Below are 17927 nucleotides of genomic sequence, written 5' to 3' on the forward strand. Positions count from 1 at the left end.
GTTTCGCCCCCGCAACCCCTCACTGATAATCGAAGCACAGCAAAGCAAAAAATAGCTGGCTCAATACACCTGAACGCATCTCGATCCTGTCCAAAAAAATAATATCCATGGCCCGACGGCACAGCTGGTATCAGCGTATCCGCAGGCGATGGGGGAATCGGAGGTAACGCATGAATGCCCTGCATTCGCTGCAAACACTGGCGGTGTCCATCCGCTCGGTGCGCAAAGTCTACGGTGATCCAAAGACCGGCCCGGTGGCGCTGAAAAGCATCGACCTGGACATTCGCGACAACGAATTCTTTACCCTCCTCGGCCCTTCGGGCTGCGGCAAAACCACTCTCTTGCGAATGATCGCCGGGTTCGAGTTTCCGACCGAGGGCGAGATTCTGCTCTACGGCGAAAACATTGCCGATCGCCCGCCCTTCGAGCGCCCGGTCAACACGGTGTTTCAGCATTACGCGCTGTTCCCGCACATGACCATCGCCGAGAACCTGGCCTTCGGCCTCGAATCGCATCCGATGGGCAAGGTGATGACCAAGGCCCAGGTCGCCGAGCGCGTACGCGAGATGTTGGCGCTGGTGCAAATGGAGCGTTTCGCCACTCGCAAACCGGCGCAACTGTCCGGCGGCCAGCAACAGCGCGTTGCACTGGCGCGGGCGCTGGCACCGCATCCCAAGGTATTACTGCTCGACGAGCCACTCTCGGCCCTCGACCTCAAGCTGCGTCAGGCCATGCGCGAAGAGCTGAAAACCATCCAGGCCAAGACTGGCATTACCTTTATCTTCGTCACCCATGACCAGGAAGAAGCGCTAACCATGTCCGATCGCATCGCCGTGCTGTCCGAAGGCGAAGTGCAGCAGGTCGGGCGCCCGGAAGACATTTACGAACGCCCGCGCAATCGCTTCGTGGCGGACTTTATTGGCGAAACCAACTTCATCGAAGGCACCGTCACCCGACTCGAAGACGGCGTGGCCTGGTTCGCCGGTCCCGCCGGGCACCCGCTGCCGTCGCAGCCCTGCAGCAATGTTCAGGTCGGCGCCAACGTTGCGCTCTCCGTGCGCCCCGAGCGCCTGCACCTGGTGGCGGCGAGCACCGAAGGCGCGCTGCCGTGCCGGATCGATGCACAGATCTACCTCGGCACGGACCTGCAATACCAAGTCAGCCTGAGCGACGGTTCGCGCCTCACCGTGCGCACGCCCAACAGCGTCGACCGCCGCCTGCGCTTCGCCGTGGGCACTCAGGCCGGTCTGTTGTTTGAAAGCGGCAGCGCCAGCGTCCTGCACGATTGAGCACGAGGATTTGCCATGCATGCTTTACCGATCGCCAATACCCTGGAGCGTCGTCGGGCGTTCCAGAGCTTTCTTGGAGTCAGCCCCGCGCTGATCGCCATCGGCCTGTTTTTGATCGTGCCGATCCTGATCGTCGTCGGCTATTCACTGATGGAAGCCAACCCCTATGGCGGGGTCAACAAAGTGTTCAGCAGCGATGCCTACACCTCGCTGCTGTTTGAACGGCAACTGGATGACAGCCTGGCCTTCGCCGACTCCTACCTGCTGATTGCCTTGCGCTCTATCGGCATTGCCGGACTGACGACGATCATTACCTTGCTGATCGGTTTTCCAGTGGCGGTGTGGCTGGCGATGCAGCCGGCACATCGGCGCGGCTTGTTGATCTTTCTGATCACAGTGCCGTTCTGGGCCAACCTGCTGATCCGCACCTACGCCTGGATTTTGTTGTTGCGTAACACCGGGGTGATCAACAACAGCCTGATGGGCCTTGGCGTCATCGACCAGCCGTTGCAATTGCTCTACACCGACGGCGCGGTGCTGCTGGGACTGGTTTATACCTACGCGCCCTTCGTGGTGCTACCGATTTACGCGACGCTGGAAAAGATGGACATCCGCCTGCTGGAGGCGGCTCAGGATCTCTACGCCGGACGTGTGCGCACGTTACGCAAAGTGGTGCTGCCGATTGCCAAACCGGGGATTCTCGCCGGTGCGATCCTCACCTTCGTACCGTGCCTGGGCGCGATGATCGCCCCGGAACTGTTGGGCGGCGGCACGCGCATGATGCTCGGCAACCTGATCTTCCGGCAGTTCAGCGATGCGCGTAACTGGCCCTTCGGCGCAGCGCTGTCGCTGGTACTGATGGCCGCAGTGATGCTGGTTCTCACGGTGTATGCCTTGCGCGCCGAACGTCAACGCATCGCCAAGGGAGGTGCATGATGCTGCGTCTATTCAAGCGAAACGGCCTGGGTGTGCAGGATTTTCCGGGCTTCGGTGGCTTCAGTTTCCTGTTCTACTTGTATCTTTACGCGCCGATCGTGGTGCTGGTGGTGTTCTCGTTCAACGCCAACCAGTCCGCCACCGTATGGACCGGGTTCAGCCTGGATTGGTACCGCGCGGCGTTCGCCAATCAGGCCCTGCGTCAGGCAGCCGGCAACAGTCTGTTGATCGCCGTGTGCGCCAGCATGATCGCCACGGCCATCGCCACCCTCGCTGCCCTCGGCACCTCCCGCGGTGCAAAGTTCAAGGGCCTGCAACTGTCGATGGGCGCGATCATGTTGCCCCTGGTGCTGCCGGAAATCGTCGTCGGTGTCGCCACGCTGGCGCTGTTTTCCACCCTCGGCCTGTCCCTCGGCTACGGCAACCTGATCATCGCCCACACGGTGTTCTGCATCCCGTTTGCCTACCTGCCGATCCGGGCGCGGCTCAACGACATGGACCTGTCCCTGGAGCAAGCCTCGGCCGACCTTTATGCCGGTCCGTGGCGGACCTTTCGCAAGGTCACCCTGCCGCTGCTGATGCCGGGGATTTTCTCCGGGCTAATGCTGGCCTTCATCGTGTCGCTGGATAACTTCGTGATCTCGATGATGGTCTCCCAGGCCGGCACCACCACTTTGCCAATCTTCATTTTCGGCCTGCTGCGCATGGGTGTGACGCCCGACGTCAACGCCGTCTCGACTCTGATCCTGGGCGTCTCGGTGCTGTTCGTCAGCCTCTCCTATCTGCTGGGCAAAAAGAACACCTGAACCTTCTACGTACCGTGGGGAAATAGCATGAGCAAGTTGATTGCAAGCATCGGGACCTCGTTGTTACTGACCTTGGCCGGCAGCGTTCAGGCCGCGGAAAAACTCAACGTGGTGAGCTGGAGCGGTTACTTTTCGCCGGAGATCCTTGCCAAGTTCCAGAAACAGACCGGCATCGAAGTCACGGTGGACTCCTACGACTCCAACGAAACCTTGCTGGCCAAGTTGAAACAGGGCGGCGCCGGTTACGACGTGGCGATTCCGTCGCACCAGTTCATTCCGATCCTGATCAAGGAAAACCTGCTGGAGCGCTTCGATCCGGCCAAAGAGCCCTACTACGCCAACGTTGTGGATAACTTGAAAAAGCCCACCTGGGACCCGGAAGGCGCGTATTCCGTGCCGTTCATCTGGGGCACCACCAGCGTGGTGCTGGATACCGCGCGCTACAAAGGCCCAGCGGATAGTTACAAAGTGCTGTACGAGCCGCCGGCCGAGTTGCAAGGGCGGATTAACATGTTCGACTCGGCCAGCGAAGTGATCGACGTGGCCAGTCTGTACTTGAATATCCCACTGTGCAGCGAAGACCCCAAGCAGATGCAGCAAGTGCTGACGTTGCTCAAGGCGCAGAAACCGTTCGTCAAAACCTACAGCTCCAAGGCCGGCTCGATTCGCGAGAACCTGGCCGCGGGTGAAGTCGACATGTCGATGTTCTGGGGCGGTTCGTCGATGCGCGCCCGGGAAATGAAACCGAGCCTGAAATACCTCTATCCGAAAGAAGGCGTTTTGGCGTGGGTCGACAATATGGTGATCCCGAGCGGCAGCAAGAACCCGGCGAACGCAAAAGCGTTTATCGCGTTCCTGAGCCAGCCTGAAAATGCCGCCATGACCCAGAACTTCCTTAAGCACCAAAGCCCGATCAAGGGCGTGGAACCGTTCCTCGACGCCAGCCTCAAGGACGCCCCGGAGCTGCACATTCCCGAAGGCACCCAAGTAGTGTTCAGCAAGACTTGTGGCGAAGGCGCGATCCGCCTGGCCGACCGTCTCTGGACCAGCCTGATGCGTTGATTTCTGCCGCCCCGTCGCGGTGACGGGGTGTTTCTCCAGCCGTCCGAAAGGCAGCGTTGCAATGACCTCTAATAACATCAGCGAACTGGTCCTGCTGCAGGCCCACGAACTCGCCGAGCGCATTCGCTTGCGCCAGGTTTCCTGCCGGGAAGTGATGCAGACTTACCTGGCCCATATCGACCGTTTCAATCCGCGGGTCAATGCGCTGATCAGCCTGCAAGCGCCGGAAGATCTGCTCGCCCAGGCCGACCGGCGTGATGCCGAACTGGCACGGGGCGAATACCGTGGCTGGATGCATGGCTTGCCGCATGCGGTCAAAGACTTGTCGCTGACCCGTGGCATCCGCACAACGCTGGGTTCGCCGCTGTACAAGGACTTCATCCCCGATCGTGACGGGATCATGGTCGAGCGGCTCAAGGCGGCGGGCGCGATCATCATTGGCAAGAGCAATACCCCGGAATTCGGCCTCGGCTCGCAGAGTTACAACCCGCTGTTCGGCGCCACCGGTTGCGCCTATGACCCGAGCAAAACCGCCGGCGGCAGCAGCGGTGGCGCGGCGGCGGCGCTGGCCATGCACCTGGTGCCGGTGGCCGACGGCAGTGACATGATGGGCTCGTTGCGCAACCCGGCGGCCTTCAACAACATCTTCGGTTTCCGCCCGTCCCAGGGGCGCGTACCCTTCGATGACAGCGCCGACCTGTTCATCGATCAGCTCGGCTACGAGGGCCCCATGGGCCGCAGCGTGCGCGATGCCGCGTTATTGTTGTCGGTACAGGCCGGTGCCGATGTCAGGGCGCCGCTGTCCATCGCCGAATCCGGCAGTGCCTTCGCGGCACCGCTGGAGCGCGATTTCAAAGGGACTCGCCTGGGCTGGTTGGGGGATTTCAACGGTTATCTGCCGATGGAGAAAGGCATTCTCGAACTCTGCGAGAAGACCTTTGCAGACTTTAAGAGCCTCGGTTGTCATGTCGAAGCGGTACAGCCTGAATTCGCCCCACAACAGCTGTGGAGCAGTTGGCGAACCCTGCGCCACTGGATGGTCGCCGGCTCTTTGGGCGCGACCTATGCCGACCCGCAGAAGCGTGCATTGCTGAAACCGGAAGCCTGCTGGGAAATCGAGAACGGTTTGAAACTGTCGGCCAGCGATGTTTTTGCCGCCTCCGTGGACCGCAGTAACTGGTTCCGGGCGATTTCCCGGCTGTTTGAAGATTTCGACTACCTGCTGCTGCCAAGTGCCCAGGTGTTCCCGTTCGATAAGACACAGCCGTGGCCGACATCGATTGAAGGCGTGACCATGGACACTTACCACCGCTGGATGGAGGTGGTGATTCCCGGCACCTTGTCCGGCTGTCCGGTGGCAAATGTGCAGGCCGGCTTCAACGCGAACGGTTTGCCGATGGGCCTGCAAATCATCGGCAGGCACCAGGCCGACTTCGCCGTCCTGCAATTGGCCCATGCTTATGAACAGGCGACACGCTGGTTCCAGCGCTGCCCTTCACCGCTGTTGAACGAGGGATTTTGATAAACGGTTGAAAGTGTAGAGAAATATTTTAGATTTACGCTTGACGCATCTTCATTACCGGTGAATAATGCGCGCCACTTGGCTACATAGCTCAGTTGGTTAGAGCATAGCATTCATAATGCTGGGGTCCGGGGTTCAAGTCCCTGTGTAGCCACCAAGTACTAAAAACGGCTTACCGAAAGGTAGGCCGTTTTTTATGCCTCGAGAAAAGTGGACGTCCATTATCGTTACACAACTGTAGGAGCGAGCATGCTCGCGATGGTCGTGAACGATAACGCTGGCAGCCTGATGCCCCACGCCGTCCTTTCGTACATCGCGAGCATGCTCGCTCCTACAGGTATCAGGTGCGAATCGTCGGCAGCGCCGACAACGCCCGTTCCCATATCTGCCAGGTCCGCAGCCAGACCATCGCCTGCCAGTCACTATCCGCCGGATAAAACTGTTCAAGCAGATTCAGTTTGATTTCACGCCCCACCCATCACTCGGGTTGCCATGCAAATGCAGCCAGTGATCATCGCGCAGATGACGATGCACATCCGGCCCTGGATACGTTCCGCACTCAATGACGAACGGCATCAACCGCACCTGCGGCAACGCATTGATCAGTGCCTGCGAGGTATAGCCGGTGGCGGTGGCCGCAACGCCGGTTTCGCTAAGGGTCTGCGCACCGGTCTGCAGGGTGTAGAGCCACGGGCCATAAATCGCCTGGGCATCGGCCAGCGCCGGATAAGCTGCTTCGGTAATCGTCAATAACATCGGATGACCGTACTCACCGGCACCGGTGTGCAAGTCAAAGCACATGGCGACGTCGGCATGAGCGGTGTGTTTCTGAATGATCTGGTGCAAGGTGCGATTCGACCAGCTCGGTGCCAGCCCGCCATAAAACAATCCGTCCGGATGCGCATACTGACCGCCTTCGACAATCGACATCACCGCCGACCAGCCATGCCTGCTGATTTGCTCATCTAGTAATGCATCCGCGCGATCACGCTCGGGACCTTGCAACTGCGAGCACGCATAGATTTCGTGCAGCGCGTCATAGGCCTGGTTGTTCGGCAACGGTCCATCGAAGTTCAGGTGGTTACGGTTCAGGTCGATGTTGTCTTCGTTGACCCGGCGCAACCACGCCATGCCCACGGATTGATCGCATGGATCATCACCACCGCGACATCCGCCGGCAGCGAGCGCTTGCCCAGTTCCTGCAACCATTTGATCTGACATCCCGAACCATAGAAGCCTTCGACGCCATGGGTGCCGCTCAGCGTAATCAACAGGCGTTTAGCGCCGGGATCGCCAAGGACCGCAACATCCGTGCTCAGGTGTTCGCCGAACGGCCCCTTGAGCGGGTGTGGATACTCGGTCAGCGTTGCCCCGGCCGCCGTGGCCGTCGCGAGGAATTGCTCACGCTGTGAGCGGTAGCTTGGCTGGGTCGGAAACTCGGTCTGCATGTCTGCCTCTTGTTGATCTTCTGGCGTGGCTGTTGGCAACGACCCTACAGAAATTCCGCCCATTCATGAAGGACAAAAGCGTCTTTGTCGCAGGACCCGGTTTGCGTCACACCGTGGTGGCCGATAGAGTCCCCTGAACCCTTATCCCACGGACGGAGTGCCCAACGTGTTTTCAGCCTTCCACTTGAGCCGCTTTCGCCTGTCGGCGTTGTCGCTGATCGCCACTGCTTTAACATTGGCCGCCTGCAATGCCCCGCCCTCTTCACCGTCGGTTTCGACGCTGGCGCTCGCGCCGGAAAGCGCTTCCGGTTATCGCACCGACCTGCAAACCCGGCACGCATCGAAACACATGGCGGCAGCCGCCAACCCGCTGGCGGCCGAAGCGGGGCGGGAGATGCTGCGTCGTGGCGGTTCGGCGATCGATGCGGCGATAGCGATGCAGGCCGTACTGACGCTGGTCGAGCCACAATCGTCGGGCATCGGCGGCGGCGCGTTGATCGTGCTTTGGGACGGGAAGGCCGTGCGTACTTTCGATGGTCGAGAAACGGCACCAGCCGGCGCCACTGAGAGACTTTTCCTGCAAGCCGACGGGCAACCGATGCCGTTCACCCAGGCACAGATTGGTGGTCGCTCGGTGGGGACGCCGGGGGTGTTGCGCGCGCTCGAGCTGGCCCATCAAAAACATGGACGTCTGCAATGGGCACAGCTGTTCGAACCGGCCATCAAACTCGCCGAGCAAGGCTTCGACATTTCTGCGCGCCTACACGGGTTGATCGCCTCGGATTCATCCTTGCGCAGCTCACCCGACATGGCGGCGTACTTCCTGAATGCCGACGGTAGCCCGAAAGCCATCGGCACACGCCTGCAAAACCCGGCACTGGCCGCCGTGTTTCGGCGCATCGCCAAAGAAGGACCGGATGCCCTATACAAAGGCGCCATCGCCCAAGAGATCGTGGCCAAGGTTCAGGGCCACGCCAACCCGGGCAGCCTGTCGCTGAACGACCTCAGGAGCTACAGCGCCAAGGAGCGCGCGCCACTGTGCACCGACTACAAACGCTGGCAGGTTTGCGGCATGCCGCCGCCGTCATCGGGCGGGATTGCCGTGGCGCAGATCCTCGGGACGCTGCAAGCCCTGGAGGCGCGCGATAAACGCTTTGCCCTGGCGCCGATGAAACCGGTCAAGAGCAACGCCCCCGCAGGCATCGAGCCGTCTGCAGATGCTGTGCACCTGATATCGGAAGCCGAGCGTCTGGCCTACGCCGACCGCGCCCAATATGTGGCCGATACGGACTTTGTGCCGGTCCCGTCAAGGGTCTGGTAGACCCAACGTACCTGGCCAACCGCGCCACCCTGATCGGTGAGCGCAGCATGGGCACGGCCCAACCAGGCACTCCACCGGGCATTCAAGTTGCCTACGCTACGGATCGCTCGCCGCTGCGAATCTCCACCTCGCAAGTGGTGGCCGTCGATGATCAAGGTGGCGCCGTGTCCATGACCACCACCATCGAGTCCGCCTTCGGCTCGCACCTGATGGTTCAGGGCTTTCTGCTCAATAACGAGATGACCGACTTCTCGTTCATCCCCGAAGAGAACGGGCAAAAAGTTGCCAACCGCGTCGAACCGGGCAAACGCCCACGCTCGTCCATGGCCCCAACGCTGATCTTCGACCGCCAGAGTGGCGAGTTCGTCGCCAGCGTCGGCTCACCCGGCGGCTCGCAGATCATCGAATACGTCGCCAAATCCGCTATCGGCCTGCTCGACTGGAACCTCGATCCGCAAGCGGCCATCAACCTGCCCAACTTCGGCAGCCGCAACGGCCCGACCGAACTGGAACGCGGACAGTTCAGCCCGGCACTGATCCAGGCGTTAAAGGATAAGGGCCACAGCGTGAGCGAGATCGACATGACCAGCGGCACCCAGGCGATTGTTCGGGTCAAGGATGCGCAGGGTAGAGCTTCATTGGCGGGAGGGGCCGATCCTCGGCGGGAGGGGGAAGCGTTGGGGGATTGAGTTGTACGCAGGCGTGAGAAAGGGCTTACCGGGAGGTAGGCCCTTTTTGTAAGTAAGCCGAAATCAGGCCGGCACACCCAGAATGATGTGCGATGCCTTGATAACTGCCGTCGCGCTCACGCCCGGCGCAAGGCCCAGTTCAGCCACAGCGTCTCGGGTGACGATCGAGTACACCTCGCTGCCGCCGTCGAGCTTGATCACCACCTCGGCGTTCACCGCGCCATCGGTGACGCTGGTGACTTTGCCTTCAAGGCAGTTACGCGCCGACAGGCGAATGTCGCTGGAGTCGGTCATCAGCATGACCCACGGCGCCTTGACTAACGCGACCGCCTCCTTGCCGACCGCCAGGCCAAGGCTCTTCACACTTTCCATGGTGACCACGGCTACCAGCTCATTGCCACCCGGTAGCTTCAGGGATATTTCCGCGTTTACAGCACCGGACTGCACTTGGCTGATGGTGCCTTTAAATACATTACGCGCGCTGACCTTCATGGGTTTGTAGCCTCTGATGGTTATTTTTGTATACAACCTACAGCATCATTTTTCCTGAGCGGACATGACGCAAGGTCGCACCCGCTCAGCGGCTTATTTTCAGCGCCCGTCGACCCTGGTGCTTCTCCAATGCCAGCTCGATCAGCCGCGTGACCAGTTCACTGTAGGTCATTCCAGCGGCCTGCCACAGTTTCGGGTACATGCTGATGCGGGTGAATCCTGGCAGTGAGTTGATTTCGTTGATCAGCACTTCGCCGCTGTCGGTCAAAAACACATCGACCCGCGCCAGACCGGAACATCCCAACGCCTGAAATGCTTCGACCGCCATGGCACGGATGCGCTCGCTGGTCTCGACACTGATATTGGCCGGCACCACCACTTCAGCGGCCTTGTCGTCGATGTACTTGCTGTCGTAGGAGTAAAAGCCGCTGTGCACCACGATTTCGCCGCAACCGCTGGCGATGGTGTCTTCATTGCCGAGCACCGCGCATTCGATCTCGCGGCCGCTGACGGCGGACTCGACCAACACTTTTTCATCGAATCCCAGCGCCAGTTCGACCGCCGCCAGGTATTCGGCTTCGTCGGTAACTTTGCTCACCCCGACGGAAGAGCCTTGGTTCGCCGGTTTGACGAACAATGGCAGACCGAGTTTGCCTGCAACCTCGGCGAATTCGCTGCGCGCTGCGGTTTGGCGGGTCAGGGTCACGAACGGCGTGACTGCCAGCCCGGCATCACGCAACAGGCGCTTGCTGATGTCCTTATCCATGCACACCGCCGAACCGAGCACATCGGAGCCGACAAACGGAAGATCAGCCATACGCAGCAGGCCTTGAAGGCAACCGTCTTCACCAAGAGTGCCGTGGACAATCGGAAAAATCACATCAACGTGCCCCAGCAACTCCTGACTGGAGGTTTCAACTAACTGCTGGCTCGCCTTGCCCGGAACGACCGCCAGCTCCCGGTTGGACTGATTGAGGGCGATCAGGGCCGGATTTTCCTGGTTCAGCAGAAAATTCGAAGGGTCGTTGAGGTGCCAGTGGCCTTGTTTGTCGATCCCGATCAACACCGGTTCGAAACGCGAACGATCCAGGGCATCGACGATGTTTTTCGCCGATTGCAGCGACACTTCATGTTCCGCCGAGCGACCGCCAAAGATGATTCCTACACGCAACTTGCTCATTGCCTTGCCTCATTAAGAGTGTGCCTAGGGCTCGCGTAGCCGCCACCTTACGATTGCAAAGTCTTGCCGTCCACCGGCTCACCGATGGTCAGAAAGTGCCCACCGGCCACGTGGTGCAGGGTGCGCAACGCGTCCTGTCCTTCGAAGTGCCAACGCCCGTCACTGAAAACGCGCTCATCGGCCTGAGCGGCAATCACTTCGGCAAGGAACAGATCGTATTGTCGATGGTTACCAGGCTCCGGCAAGAGTCGGCATTCAAGCCAGGCGACACAACCATCGAGCATCGGCGCGTCGATCAGCTCGGCATCGAAGGTCGGCAAGCCATAGATCTGGAACTTGTCACGCCCCTGTTCCCGGGTCAGTTCCAGGCCCGACGTCGAACCGACGGTTTGCACAATATCGGCCTGCACGGCACAGGGAACGTTCAGCACAAAGGTGCCCGAGGCTTCCAGTAGTTGGCGGGTCCAGGTGGATTTGTCCAACACAACGGCTATTTTCGGCGGTTCGAAATCCAGCGGCATGGCCCAGGCCGCTGCCATGATATTGCGCTCGCCGCCATGGGCTGCGCTGACCAGCACGGTCGGCCCGTGATTGAGCAAACGATAGGCTTTGGGCAAAGGGACCGGACGGCGGTGAGAAACGCTCATGGATGTCTGCTCCTGAGAAAAGAGCTGATTGTAACGGGATAAAACCCCAAAACCCTGTAGGAGCGATGCTTGCTCGCGATGGAGGTCAACGATAACGCGTGCTGTCTGAATGCTCGCGTTGTCCAGACGTTCTTCGCGAGCAAGCATCGCTCCTACAGGGGCACGCCGTGTTGATCTCAGGTTGCCAACTGGTTGGCGAACTGCCCCACCGCATTTACCACTTTCTGCGCACCGTCCTGAATCTCGACGATCACCGTGCCAGCTTCTGCCGCCAATGCCAGCCCTTTTTCCGCCTGGAGTTTGCCGTCGGTCATCAGCGCCACGGCATTGCGGGCCATGTCCTGGTTTTGACGCACTACCAGCACGATCTCATCGGTGGCCTGGCTGGTGCGCGAGGCCAATTGCCGAACCTCGTCCGCCACCACGGCAAAACCTCGCCCCTGTTCACCGGCGCGGGCCGCTTCAATGGCGGCGTTGAGCGCCAGCAGGTTGGTTTGTTCGGCAATGCCGCTGATGGTTTTGACAATGGTGCCAATCACCAGCGACTGCTCGTTCAAGGCTTCGATACCGTCGCCAGCGGTTTGCATATGCTTGGCCAGATTTCGCATCACATCCACCGCCTGTGTCACCACGGCGTTGCCACGCTGCGCGCTTTGGTCAGTTTGCTGGGAAGTGCTGTAGGCGATATTCGCCGCTTCGGCGACGGCTTGCTCCTGATTGACCTGATCGCTAATCACCGTGGCGAACTTCACCACTTTGTAGAGTTTGTTGTTGGCATCAAGCACCGGGTTGTAGGACGCCTCCAGCCAGACCGTACGACCGTGGCTGTCGACACGCTTGAAACGGTCAGCTACGTACTCCCCCGCGTTCAGGCGGCGCCAGAAATTCTGGTATTCGGCACTGTTGGCCTCCTCCGGCAGGCAGAAGGTTCGGTGATGTTTGCCTTTGATCTGCGCCAGGCTGTAACCCATGCCGGAGAGAAAGCGATCATTGGCTGTCAGCACGATGCCATTGAGGTCGAACTCGATCACCGCCGTCGAGCGCACCAGCGCTCCGATCAGGTTTTCATGTTCACGGGAGGCCTCGATGGTGCGGGTCAGGTCGCTGGAGTAAATCGGGAAATTTCTGATCTTCCCATCCGCCGACCGCACGGGTTGCACGATCGAACGCAACCATGCTTCCTGGCCGGTGCCACGCAACAGGCGCACAGTACCGGCGAAATGCTCGCCTCGGGTCAGCGCGGTCTTGAAGCGTCGGTGGAATTCATCGGTTTTCACATGATCGGGAACAATGTCTTCGATGTGCCGACCAATCAGTTCGCTGCCCTTGTAGTGCATCTCGCTGAGGAAGTTCTGGTTGACCGATTGCACCCGACCATCCGCATCCAAGGTCAGCACGAGCATCTCGCTTTCCAGACTTTCCTTTACTTGCTGGAGGCTGGAGAGTTCTTCGCGAAGAGCCGATAGCTCCTGCTTCAAGCGTTTATTGAACATGGGGACGCACCGATGGGATAGAAAGCGATATGCAGCCTAACCATCGGCCTTGTGGCTCTTTTCTGAAGAGCGCTTCAGCTTTGTCCTACAAAATAATTGCACCACCCGGACCGCCCCTTTCTGTCACACCACGCCGGCGACCGGACAACTGCTGATTTTCGGCATCCGCGCGCCGAAATACGCCGCACTGCCAACTCCCACCGCGCCCATCACTGCACAGAAAATCACGCAGATCCATGGGCTCCATGGCATCAGACCGATCAGCAGCAACGGTGTGATACTCGCCCACACGGCGTAGGCAATGTTGTACGTAAAGGAAATACCCGAAACACGAATCCGCGCCGGGAACAGGCTGACCATCACCGACGGCACGGCGCCAACCACTCCACAACCGAGGCCGGCCACTGCGTAGGCCAGACCGATCCAGTTACCGCCGCTGATCAGGCAGGCATAGAGCACACCAATGCCCATTGGCAGAAGCAGGCTATAAAGCATGACGGTGCGCCAGGCGCCGATGCGATCGACCAGCAGCCCGGCAAGCACGCAGCCGATGTTCAGAAAAACGATGCCCAGGGCGCTCAAGGCGAAAGTGTGGCTGGCGGTCATGCCGAAGGTTTTCTGCATCATGGTCGGAGTGATGACCACGAACACCACCACCGCCGAGGTCAGCACGCAGGTCAGAATCATCGCCGGCAGCATGGCCAGTCGATGTTCACGCAGGACCGCCCGCAACGGCAGTTCGACGTTCTCCTCGCGCCGGGCCTGCATGGCCATGAACACTGGGGTTTCACTGAGCCAGCGGCGCAGCCAGACACCAATCACGCCAAACACTCCGCCCAACAGGAACGGGAATCGCCAGGCGTAATCGAGGATTTCCCCCGGGGTGAAGGCCTGGGCCAGGAATGTCGCGGTCAACGCGCCGAGCAGGTAACCAAAGGTCAGTCCCGCCTGCAAGAAGCCCAAGGCGTAACCGCGATGGCCAACCGGCGCATGCTCGGCTACGAATACCCAGGCGCTTGGCACCTCACCGCCCACTGCAGCCCCTTGCAGGACTCGCAGGAGCAACAGCAACAGCGGTGCGAAATAGCCGATCTGCGCGTAGGTCGGCATGATCCCGATCAGCAGACACGGCAATGCCATCATCAGGATGCTCAGGCTGAACACTCTCTTGCGGCCCAATCGGTCAGCGAAATGCGCCATCAGGATTCCGCCCAGGGGCCGCGCCAGGTAACCGGTGACGAAGATCCCGAAACTTTGCAGCAGCCGCAGCCACTCGGGCATGTCCGGCGGGAAGAACAGCTGGCTCAAGGTCAGCGCGAAAAATACGAAAATGATGAAGTCGTAGATTTCCAGCGCCCCACCGAGGGCCGCGAGCCCCAGGGTCTTGTAGTCCGAGCGGCTGAACGGCGCCGGGCGCGAATCGATGTGAGTAGTCATGAAAAGAACTCTGGCACAGGCAAAACCGAGGCGCCCATGGTCTACGCAAACGCGCCTGTGGACAACCCGTTAGACCAAAGTCCCATAGCCGCAAAACAGCCCCGCAAAAACCCACGCTTGATTTACTGTTAACGCCTGTCCAGACGGGTTTCTGCCGCCCCGAAGACCACAACAAACATAAAAATTCGAGGTACTCCCGTGGCCGCTGATATCGAAGATAGCCGATCCGCCCGCTTTGCCCTGCGCTGCTCAAGCTTTGCCGAACGCTGGTTCCCCGACTCATGGGTATTTGCCGCCCTGGCGGTGATCATCGTCGCCGTCGCCACCATGGCCATGGGCGCCAAACCCACCGACGCCGCCATGGCGTTTGGTGATGGCTTCTGGAGCCTGATCCCTTCACCATGCAAATGGCTTTCGTGGTGATCGGCGGTTATGTGGTCGCCAGTTCGCCACCGGCGGTGAAGCTGATTGATCGTCTGGCGAAGCTGCCGAAAAACGGCCGCTCCGCCGTGGCCTGGGTCGCATTGATTTCCATGGTCGCGTCGCTGTTGAACTGGGGCTTGTCACTGGTTTTCGGCGGTTTGCTGGTGCGCGCCCTCGCCCGCCGCACCGATCTGAAAATGGACTACCGCGCCGCGGGTGCTGCGGCTTACCTCGGGCTCGGCGCGGTCTGGGCCTTGGGCCTCTCGTCGTCGGCGGCACAATTGCAGGCCAACCCGGCGAGCCTGCCACCGTCGATTCTGTCGATCACCGGAGTGATTCCGTTCACTCAAACAATCTTTCTCTGGCAGTCCGGCGCGATGTTGCTGGCATTGATCGTCATTTCGCTAATTATTGCCTACGCCACCGCCCCAGGCCCGAATTCGGCACGTGATGCCAAGGCATGCGGCGTCGACCCGAGTTTCAACCTGCCGCCCCTGCAACCGCGCACCCGTCCCGGCGAATGGCTGGAGCACAGCCCGCTGCTGATAATCCTGTTGGTGCTGCTGGCTGCCGGATGGCTGTTCCATGAGTTCTCGACCAAACCGGCGATCAGCGCGATTTCCGGTCTGAACACCTACAACTTCCTGTTCATCATGCTCGGTGCCCTGCTGCACTGGCGCCCACGCAGCTTCCTCGACGCCGTGGCCCGTGCGGTGCCGACCACCACCGGCGTGCTGATTCAGTTCCCGCTGTATGGTTCGATCGCTGCGTTGATGACCACCGTCAAAGGCGCCGATGCGCAGACTCTGGCGCACCACATCTCGACCTTTTTCGTCAGCATCGCCTCCCACGACACCTATGCGTTGCTGATGGGTGTGTACTCGGCGATTCTCGGCTTCTTCATCCCGTCCGGCGGCGGCAAGTGGATCATCGAAGCGCCGTACGTGATGCAAGTGGCCAACGATTTGAAATACCACCTTGGTTGGGCCGTCCAGATCTACAACGCCGCCGAGGCCCTGCCTAACCTGATCAACCCGTTCTACATGTTGCCGCTGCTCGGCGTGCTGGGGTTGAAGGCGCGGGACCTGATCGGATTCTCGTTCGTACAGTTGTTGGTACACACGCCGATAGTGTTGTTCTTGCTATGGGCACTGGGGACGACATTGGCTTATGCACCACCAGTGATGCCGTAGAGCAAAAAAAGGGGCCGATATCTCTTTCGGCCCCACTCCTTATCCGGTCATGTCTGCTTCAATATGTATTGGACCTACAGGCTGAAAAGGATCTGAGCATGCTCAAACTCGCAGGACTTGCCCTCTCGGCCCTCACTCTGAGTGCCACTGCCCACGCCGATGTCAGCCTGAAGCTGGGCAGCACCGAACGCGTCACCCATCTGTTCTCCTATCCCAACAATTGCAACGTGATTTGCTTCCACAACTGGACGCTGGAGCAAACCGTCGAGCATTACCTGACCCAAAGCGTGCAGCGTGATGGCTACAGCGCGGCGAAGGTTCTGGTCAAAACGGATAACGGTCAACTCCACGCCGAAATCAGCGAGGTGCCCAAAGGCTATGAAAAGCCGTTGGCGGCGCTGCTCGACGCGGGCGACCTGGCATACAACGGCGCCAACAAACTGAACGCCGACGGAAAGTGGGCCTACAACTGGTATTTCTTTTTGCCATTGGGCATGCCACTGGAAAATCGTAAAAGTATCGAACTGCTGCACTTCCCACCGGATTATTCGTTGACCCAGGCCCAGGACTACCTAAAGTCTGCCACGACCGATCGCTGGGCGTCGCTGCTGACCATCAACGGCATCCCGGCCGAACAGACACCGGGCTACCAGACCGTTATCGACATCGCCCCGATTGCCGCGCCGTCAAACGCCGGCAAGGACCTGGAAGGCGTCTACGACTACTTCAAGGACTACCAGACCACCATGGTCAAGAACGTCAGCCTGAACGCCAGTGGTGAGCCGCGGCCGATGGTCGCCTTCGGTGGACCGGTGCGTAACTGGATCAAGCAGCAATACGGGCCGACCGTGAATGTGCTGAGCCTGGTGAGCATCAGCCCAAGCGAGGGGGTGAAAGTGCCTGTGCTGGGCGCCAACCACCCGAGCTACATTTGGTACGCAGCCGATCCGGCGAGCTATACCGGCAATGATGCAAAAGCCAAAGCCGATGCGGCGGGCCTGAAAGTCATGGGTCAGGATTTGAGTGTGGCGTGCTGGCAGGCCGCGATGGGCCGAGAAACGGACAGCAATGCCGACGTTGAGCTGAAACCTGTACCCAAACCTGGCAAGTGGCCCAGAAAGAAAAACCTGCGAGCTGTTCTACACCTCGATCCGCAACCTGACGCCCGCACAGGCCGTCGGCAAATGCGCGTCAGCGGCGATAGCGCCCCAGCTCAAACTGCTCAAGGCGCCAGCGCCTGCCACCACCATCCCCGCTCCAGGGCTATAAAACGATGAGCGGCGGTCACGCTGTCACTTATGACAGTAGACCGCCCGTTTCTTCTGCGAGAGGCTTGGGCTGAACCCACGTGCTGCAGCGCTGACAGGATCGTCAGCTGATGGAAGTCGCAGCACCCAGCCGACAAGGATCGTTATGAAGCCAATGCATTGAGCAGGTCTCTCGCAGCACCACCCGCTGGTGTTTATCCCTCTGCCAGGTTATCCCTTCACCTCGGATTTCCCTCTCTCGCCGACTTCGAGATTCACACGAGCGACACCGGCAAGCCGGTAGCCGCTGTGGCGCTGCGCGAGTTTCCACGGATCAGTCGAATCTGCCGGGTTTCAGGTCATTTGCTGCCCTATCGCTGCCGCAATACCCGACAACTGGCGCCCGGCGTGCATGTCTACGACCCGCGTTTCTGTGGACTGTTGCGACATTCCTGTGATCCCAATGTCTTTCTCGACATGAGCGAACTGTGGTTGTGGGCGCTGAAGGACATTCAGAAAGGTGACTGGCTGACGATGGACTACGCAGCCACTGAAGACAAACTGCTGCGCCAGTTCGCCTGCCGCTGCGGCTCATACAACTGTCGGGGCTGGATCCACGGATATGAGGAGACGCCAAACGCCGACGGCCAGCAGTTCTTACAACACTGGCGTCGGCTGTAGGAGCAAAGCTTGCTCACGATGGCCGACTTACAATCACCCTCTCCAGTGAATGTCTGACCGC

At 59.9% G+C, this 17927-nt stretch carries 11 protein-coding genes, 1 tRNA gene and 5 pseudogenes; 10 read left to right on the top strand and 7 right to left on the bottom strand.

What is annotated here, in order from left to right:
* Positions 1 to 170: 170 nt before the first annotated feature.
* From CES87_RS08890 to CES87_RS08915, 6 genes are all read left to right on the top strand, one after another.
* Positions 171 to 1289 carry an ABC transporter ATP-binding protein gene (locus CES87_RS08890; RefSeq protein ID WP_128605845.1) on the top strand — a complete coding sequence of 373 codons (1119 nt, stop codon included), beginning with the start codon at positions 171 to 173 and terminating at the stop codon, positions 1287 to 1289.
* A gap of 15 nt (positions 1290 to 1304) precedes the next feature.
* Positions 1305 to 2225, top strand: coding sequence for an ABC transporter permease (locus tag CES87_RS08895; protein ID WP_128605846.1), 921 nt, complete (start codon positions 1305 to 1307; stop codon positions 2223 to 2225).
* Positions 2222 to 3031, top strand: a complete 810-nt coding sequence (locus tag CES87_RS08900; protein ID WP_128605847.1) for an ABC transporter permease — start codon at positions 2222 to 2224, stop codon at positions 3029 to 3031. Before CES87_RS08895 ends, CES87_RS08900 begins: the two co-directional genes overlap by 4 nt.
* Positions 3032 to 3058: 27 nt before the next feature.
* Positions 3059 to 4093, top strand: coding sequence for an extracellular solute-binding protein (locus tag CES87_RS08905; RefSeq protein ID WP_128605848.1), 1035 nt, complete (start codon positions 3059 to 3061; stop codon positions 4091 to 4093).
* Positions 4094 to 4154: 61 nt separating this feature from the next.
* Positions 4155 to 5615, top strand: a complete 1461-nt coding sequence (locus tag CES87_RS08910) for an amidase (protein WP_128605849.1) — start codon at positions 4155 to 4157, stop codon at positions 5613 to 5615.
* An 80-nt stretch (positions 5616 to 5695) separates the two neighbouring features.
* Positions 5696 to 5772 (top strand) — tRNA-Met (locus CES87_RS08915).
* A 183-nt stretch (positions 5773 to 5955) separates the two neighbouring features.
* Here the strand turns inward: CES87_RS08915 and CES87_RS08920 are convergent.
* A pseudogene (locus tag CES87_RS08920) lies at positions 5956 to 7063 on the bottom strand (DUF2817 domain-containing protein).
* Between the two features lie 166 nt (positions 7064 to 7229).
* Here CES87_RS08920 and ggt point away from each other — a divergent pair.
* Positions 7230 to 9073, top strand: a pseudogene (gene ggt / locus CES87_RS08925) (gamma-glutamyltransferase).
* 63 nt (positions 9074 to 9136) lie between these two features.
* On the opposite strand, the gene CES87_RS08930 reads toward ggt, so the two are convergent.
* The 6 genes and pseudogenes from CES87_RS08930 to CES87_RS08950 all read right to left on the bottom strand — a co-directional run bounded on the left by CES87_RS08930 (position 9137) and on the right by CES87_RS08950 (position 14322).
* The gene (locus CES87_RS08930; protein WP_128605850.1) at positions 9137 to 9565 is read right to left on the bottom strand and encodes a molybdopterin-binding protein; all 429 of its coding nucleotides are present in this window, start codon (positions 9563 to 9565) and stop codon (positions 9137 to 9139) included.
* Between the two features lie 85 nt (positions 9566 to 9650).
* Positions 9651 to 10745 carry a D-alanine--D-alanine ligase gene (gene ddlA / locus CES87_RS08935; RefSeq protein ID WP_128605851.1) on the bottom strand — a complete coding sequence of 365 codons (1095 nt, stop codon included), beginning with the start codon at positions 10743 to 10745 and terminating at the stop codon, positions 9651 to 9653.
* Between the two features lie 47 nt (positions 10746 to 10792).
* Complete coding sequence (locus tag CES87_RS08940; protein WP_128605852.1) at positions 10793 to 11392, bottom strand: flavin reductase family protein; 600 nt, start codon at positions 11390 to 11392, stop codon at positions 10793 to 10795.
* A gap of 176 nt (positions 11393 to 11568) precedes the next feature.
* Entirely contained in the window at positions 11569 to 12177 is a 609-nt protein-coding gene (locus CES87_RS34215; RefSeq protein WP_256590859.1) for a methyl-accepting chemotaxis protein, read from the bottom strand.
* Positions 12157 to 12885, bottom strand: a pseudogene (locus CES87_RS34220) (PAS domain-containing protein); the annotation flags it as partial. The pseudogene CES87_RS34220 and the gene CES87_RS34215, both read right to left, overlap by 21 nt.
* 123 nt (positions 12886 to 13008) lie before the next feature.
* A complete protein-coding gene (locus CES87_RS08950; protein ID WP_128605854.1) occupies positions 13009 to 14322 on the bottom strand; it encodes an MFS transporter in 1314 nt (437 codons plus the stop codon).
* A gap of 198 nt (positions 14323 to 14520) precedes the next feature.
* Here CES87_RS08950 and CES87_RS08955 point away from each other — a divergent pair.
* The 3 genes and pseudogenes from CES87_RS08955 (at position 14521) to CES87_RS08965 (ending at position 17866) form a co-directional block, all read left to right on the top strand.
* Positions 14521 to 15938: pseudogene (locus CES87_RS08955) on the top strand (short-chain fatty acid transporter).
* Positions 15939 to 16036: 98 nt separating this feature from the next.
* Positions 16037 to 17207 (top strand): annotated as a pseudogene (locus CES87_RS08960) (hypothetical protein).
* A 158-nt stretch (positions 17208 to 17365) separates the two neighbouring features.
* Positions 17366 to 17866, top strand: a complete 501-nt coding sequence (locus CES87_RS08965; protein WP_128605855.1) for an SET domain-containing protein-lysine N-methyltransferase — start codon at positions 17366 to 17368, stop codon at positions 17864 to 17866.
* The last annotated feature ends 61 nt before the right edge of the window (positions 17867 to 17927 follow it).

This window comes from Pseudomonas sp. ERMR1:02 (genome assembly GCF_002277815.1).
Classification (GTDB): domain Bacteria; phylum Pseudomonadota; class Gammaproteobacteria; order Pseudomonadales; family Pseudomonadaceae; genus Aquipseudomonas.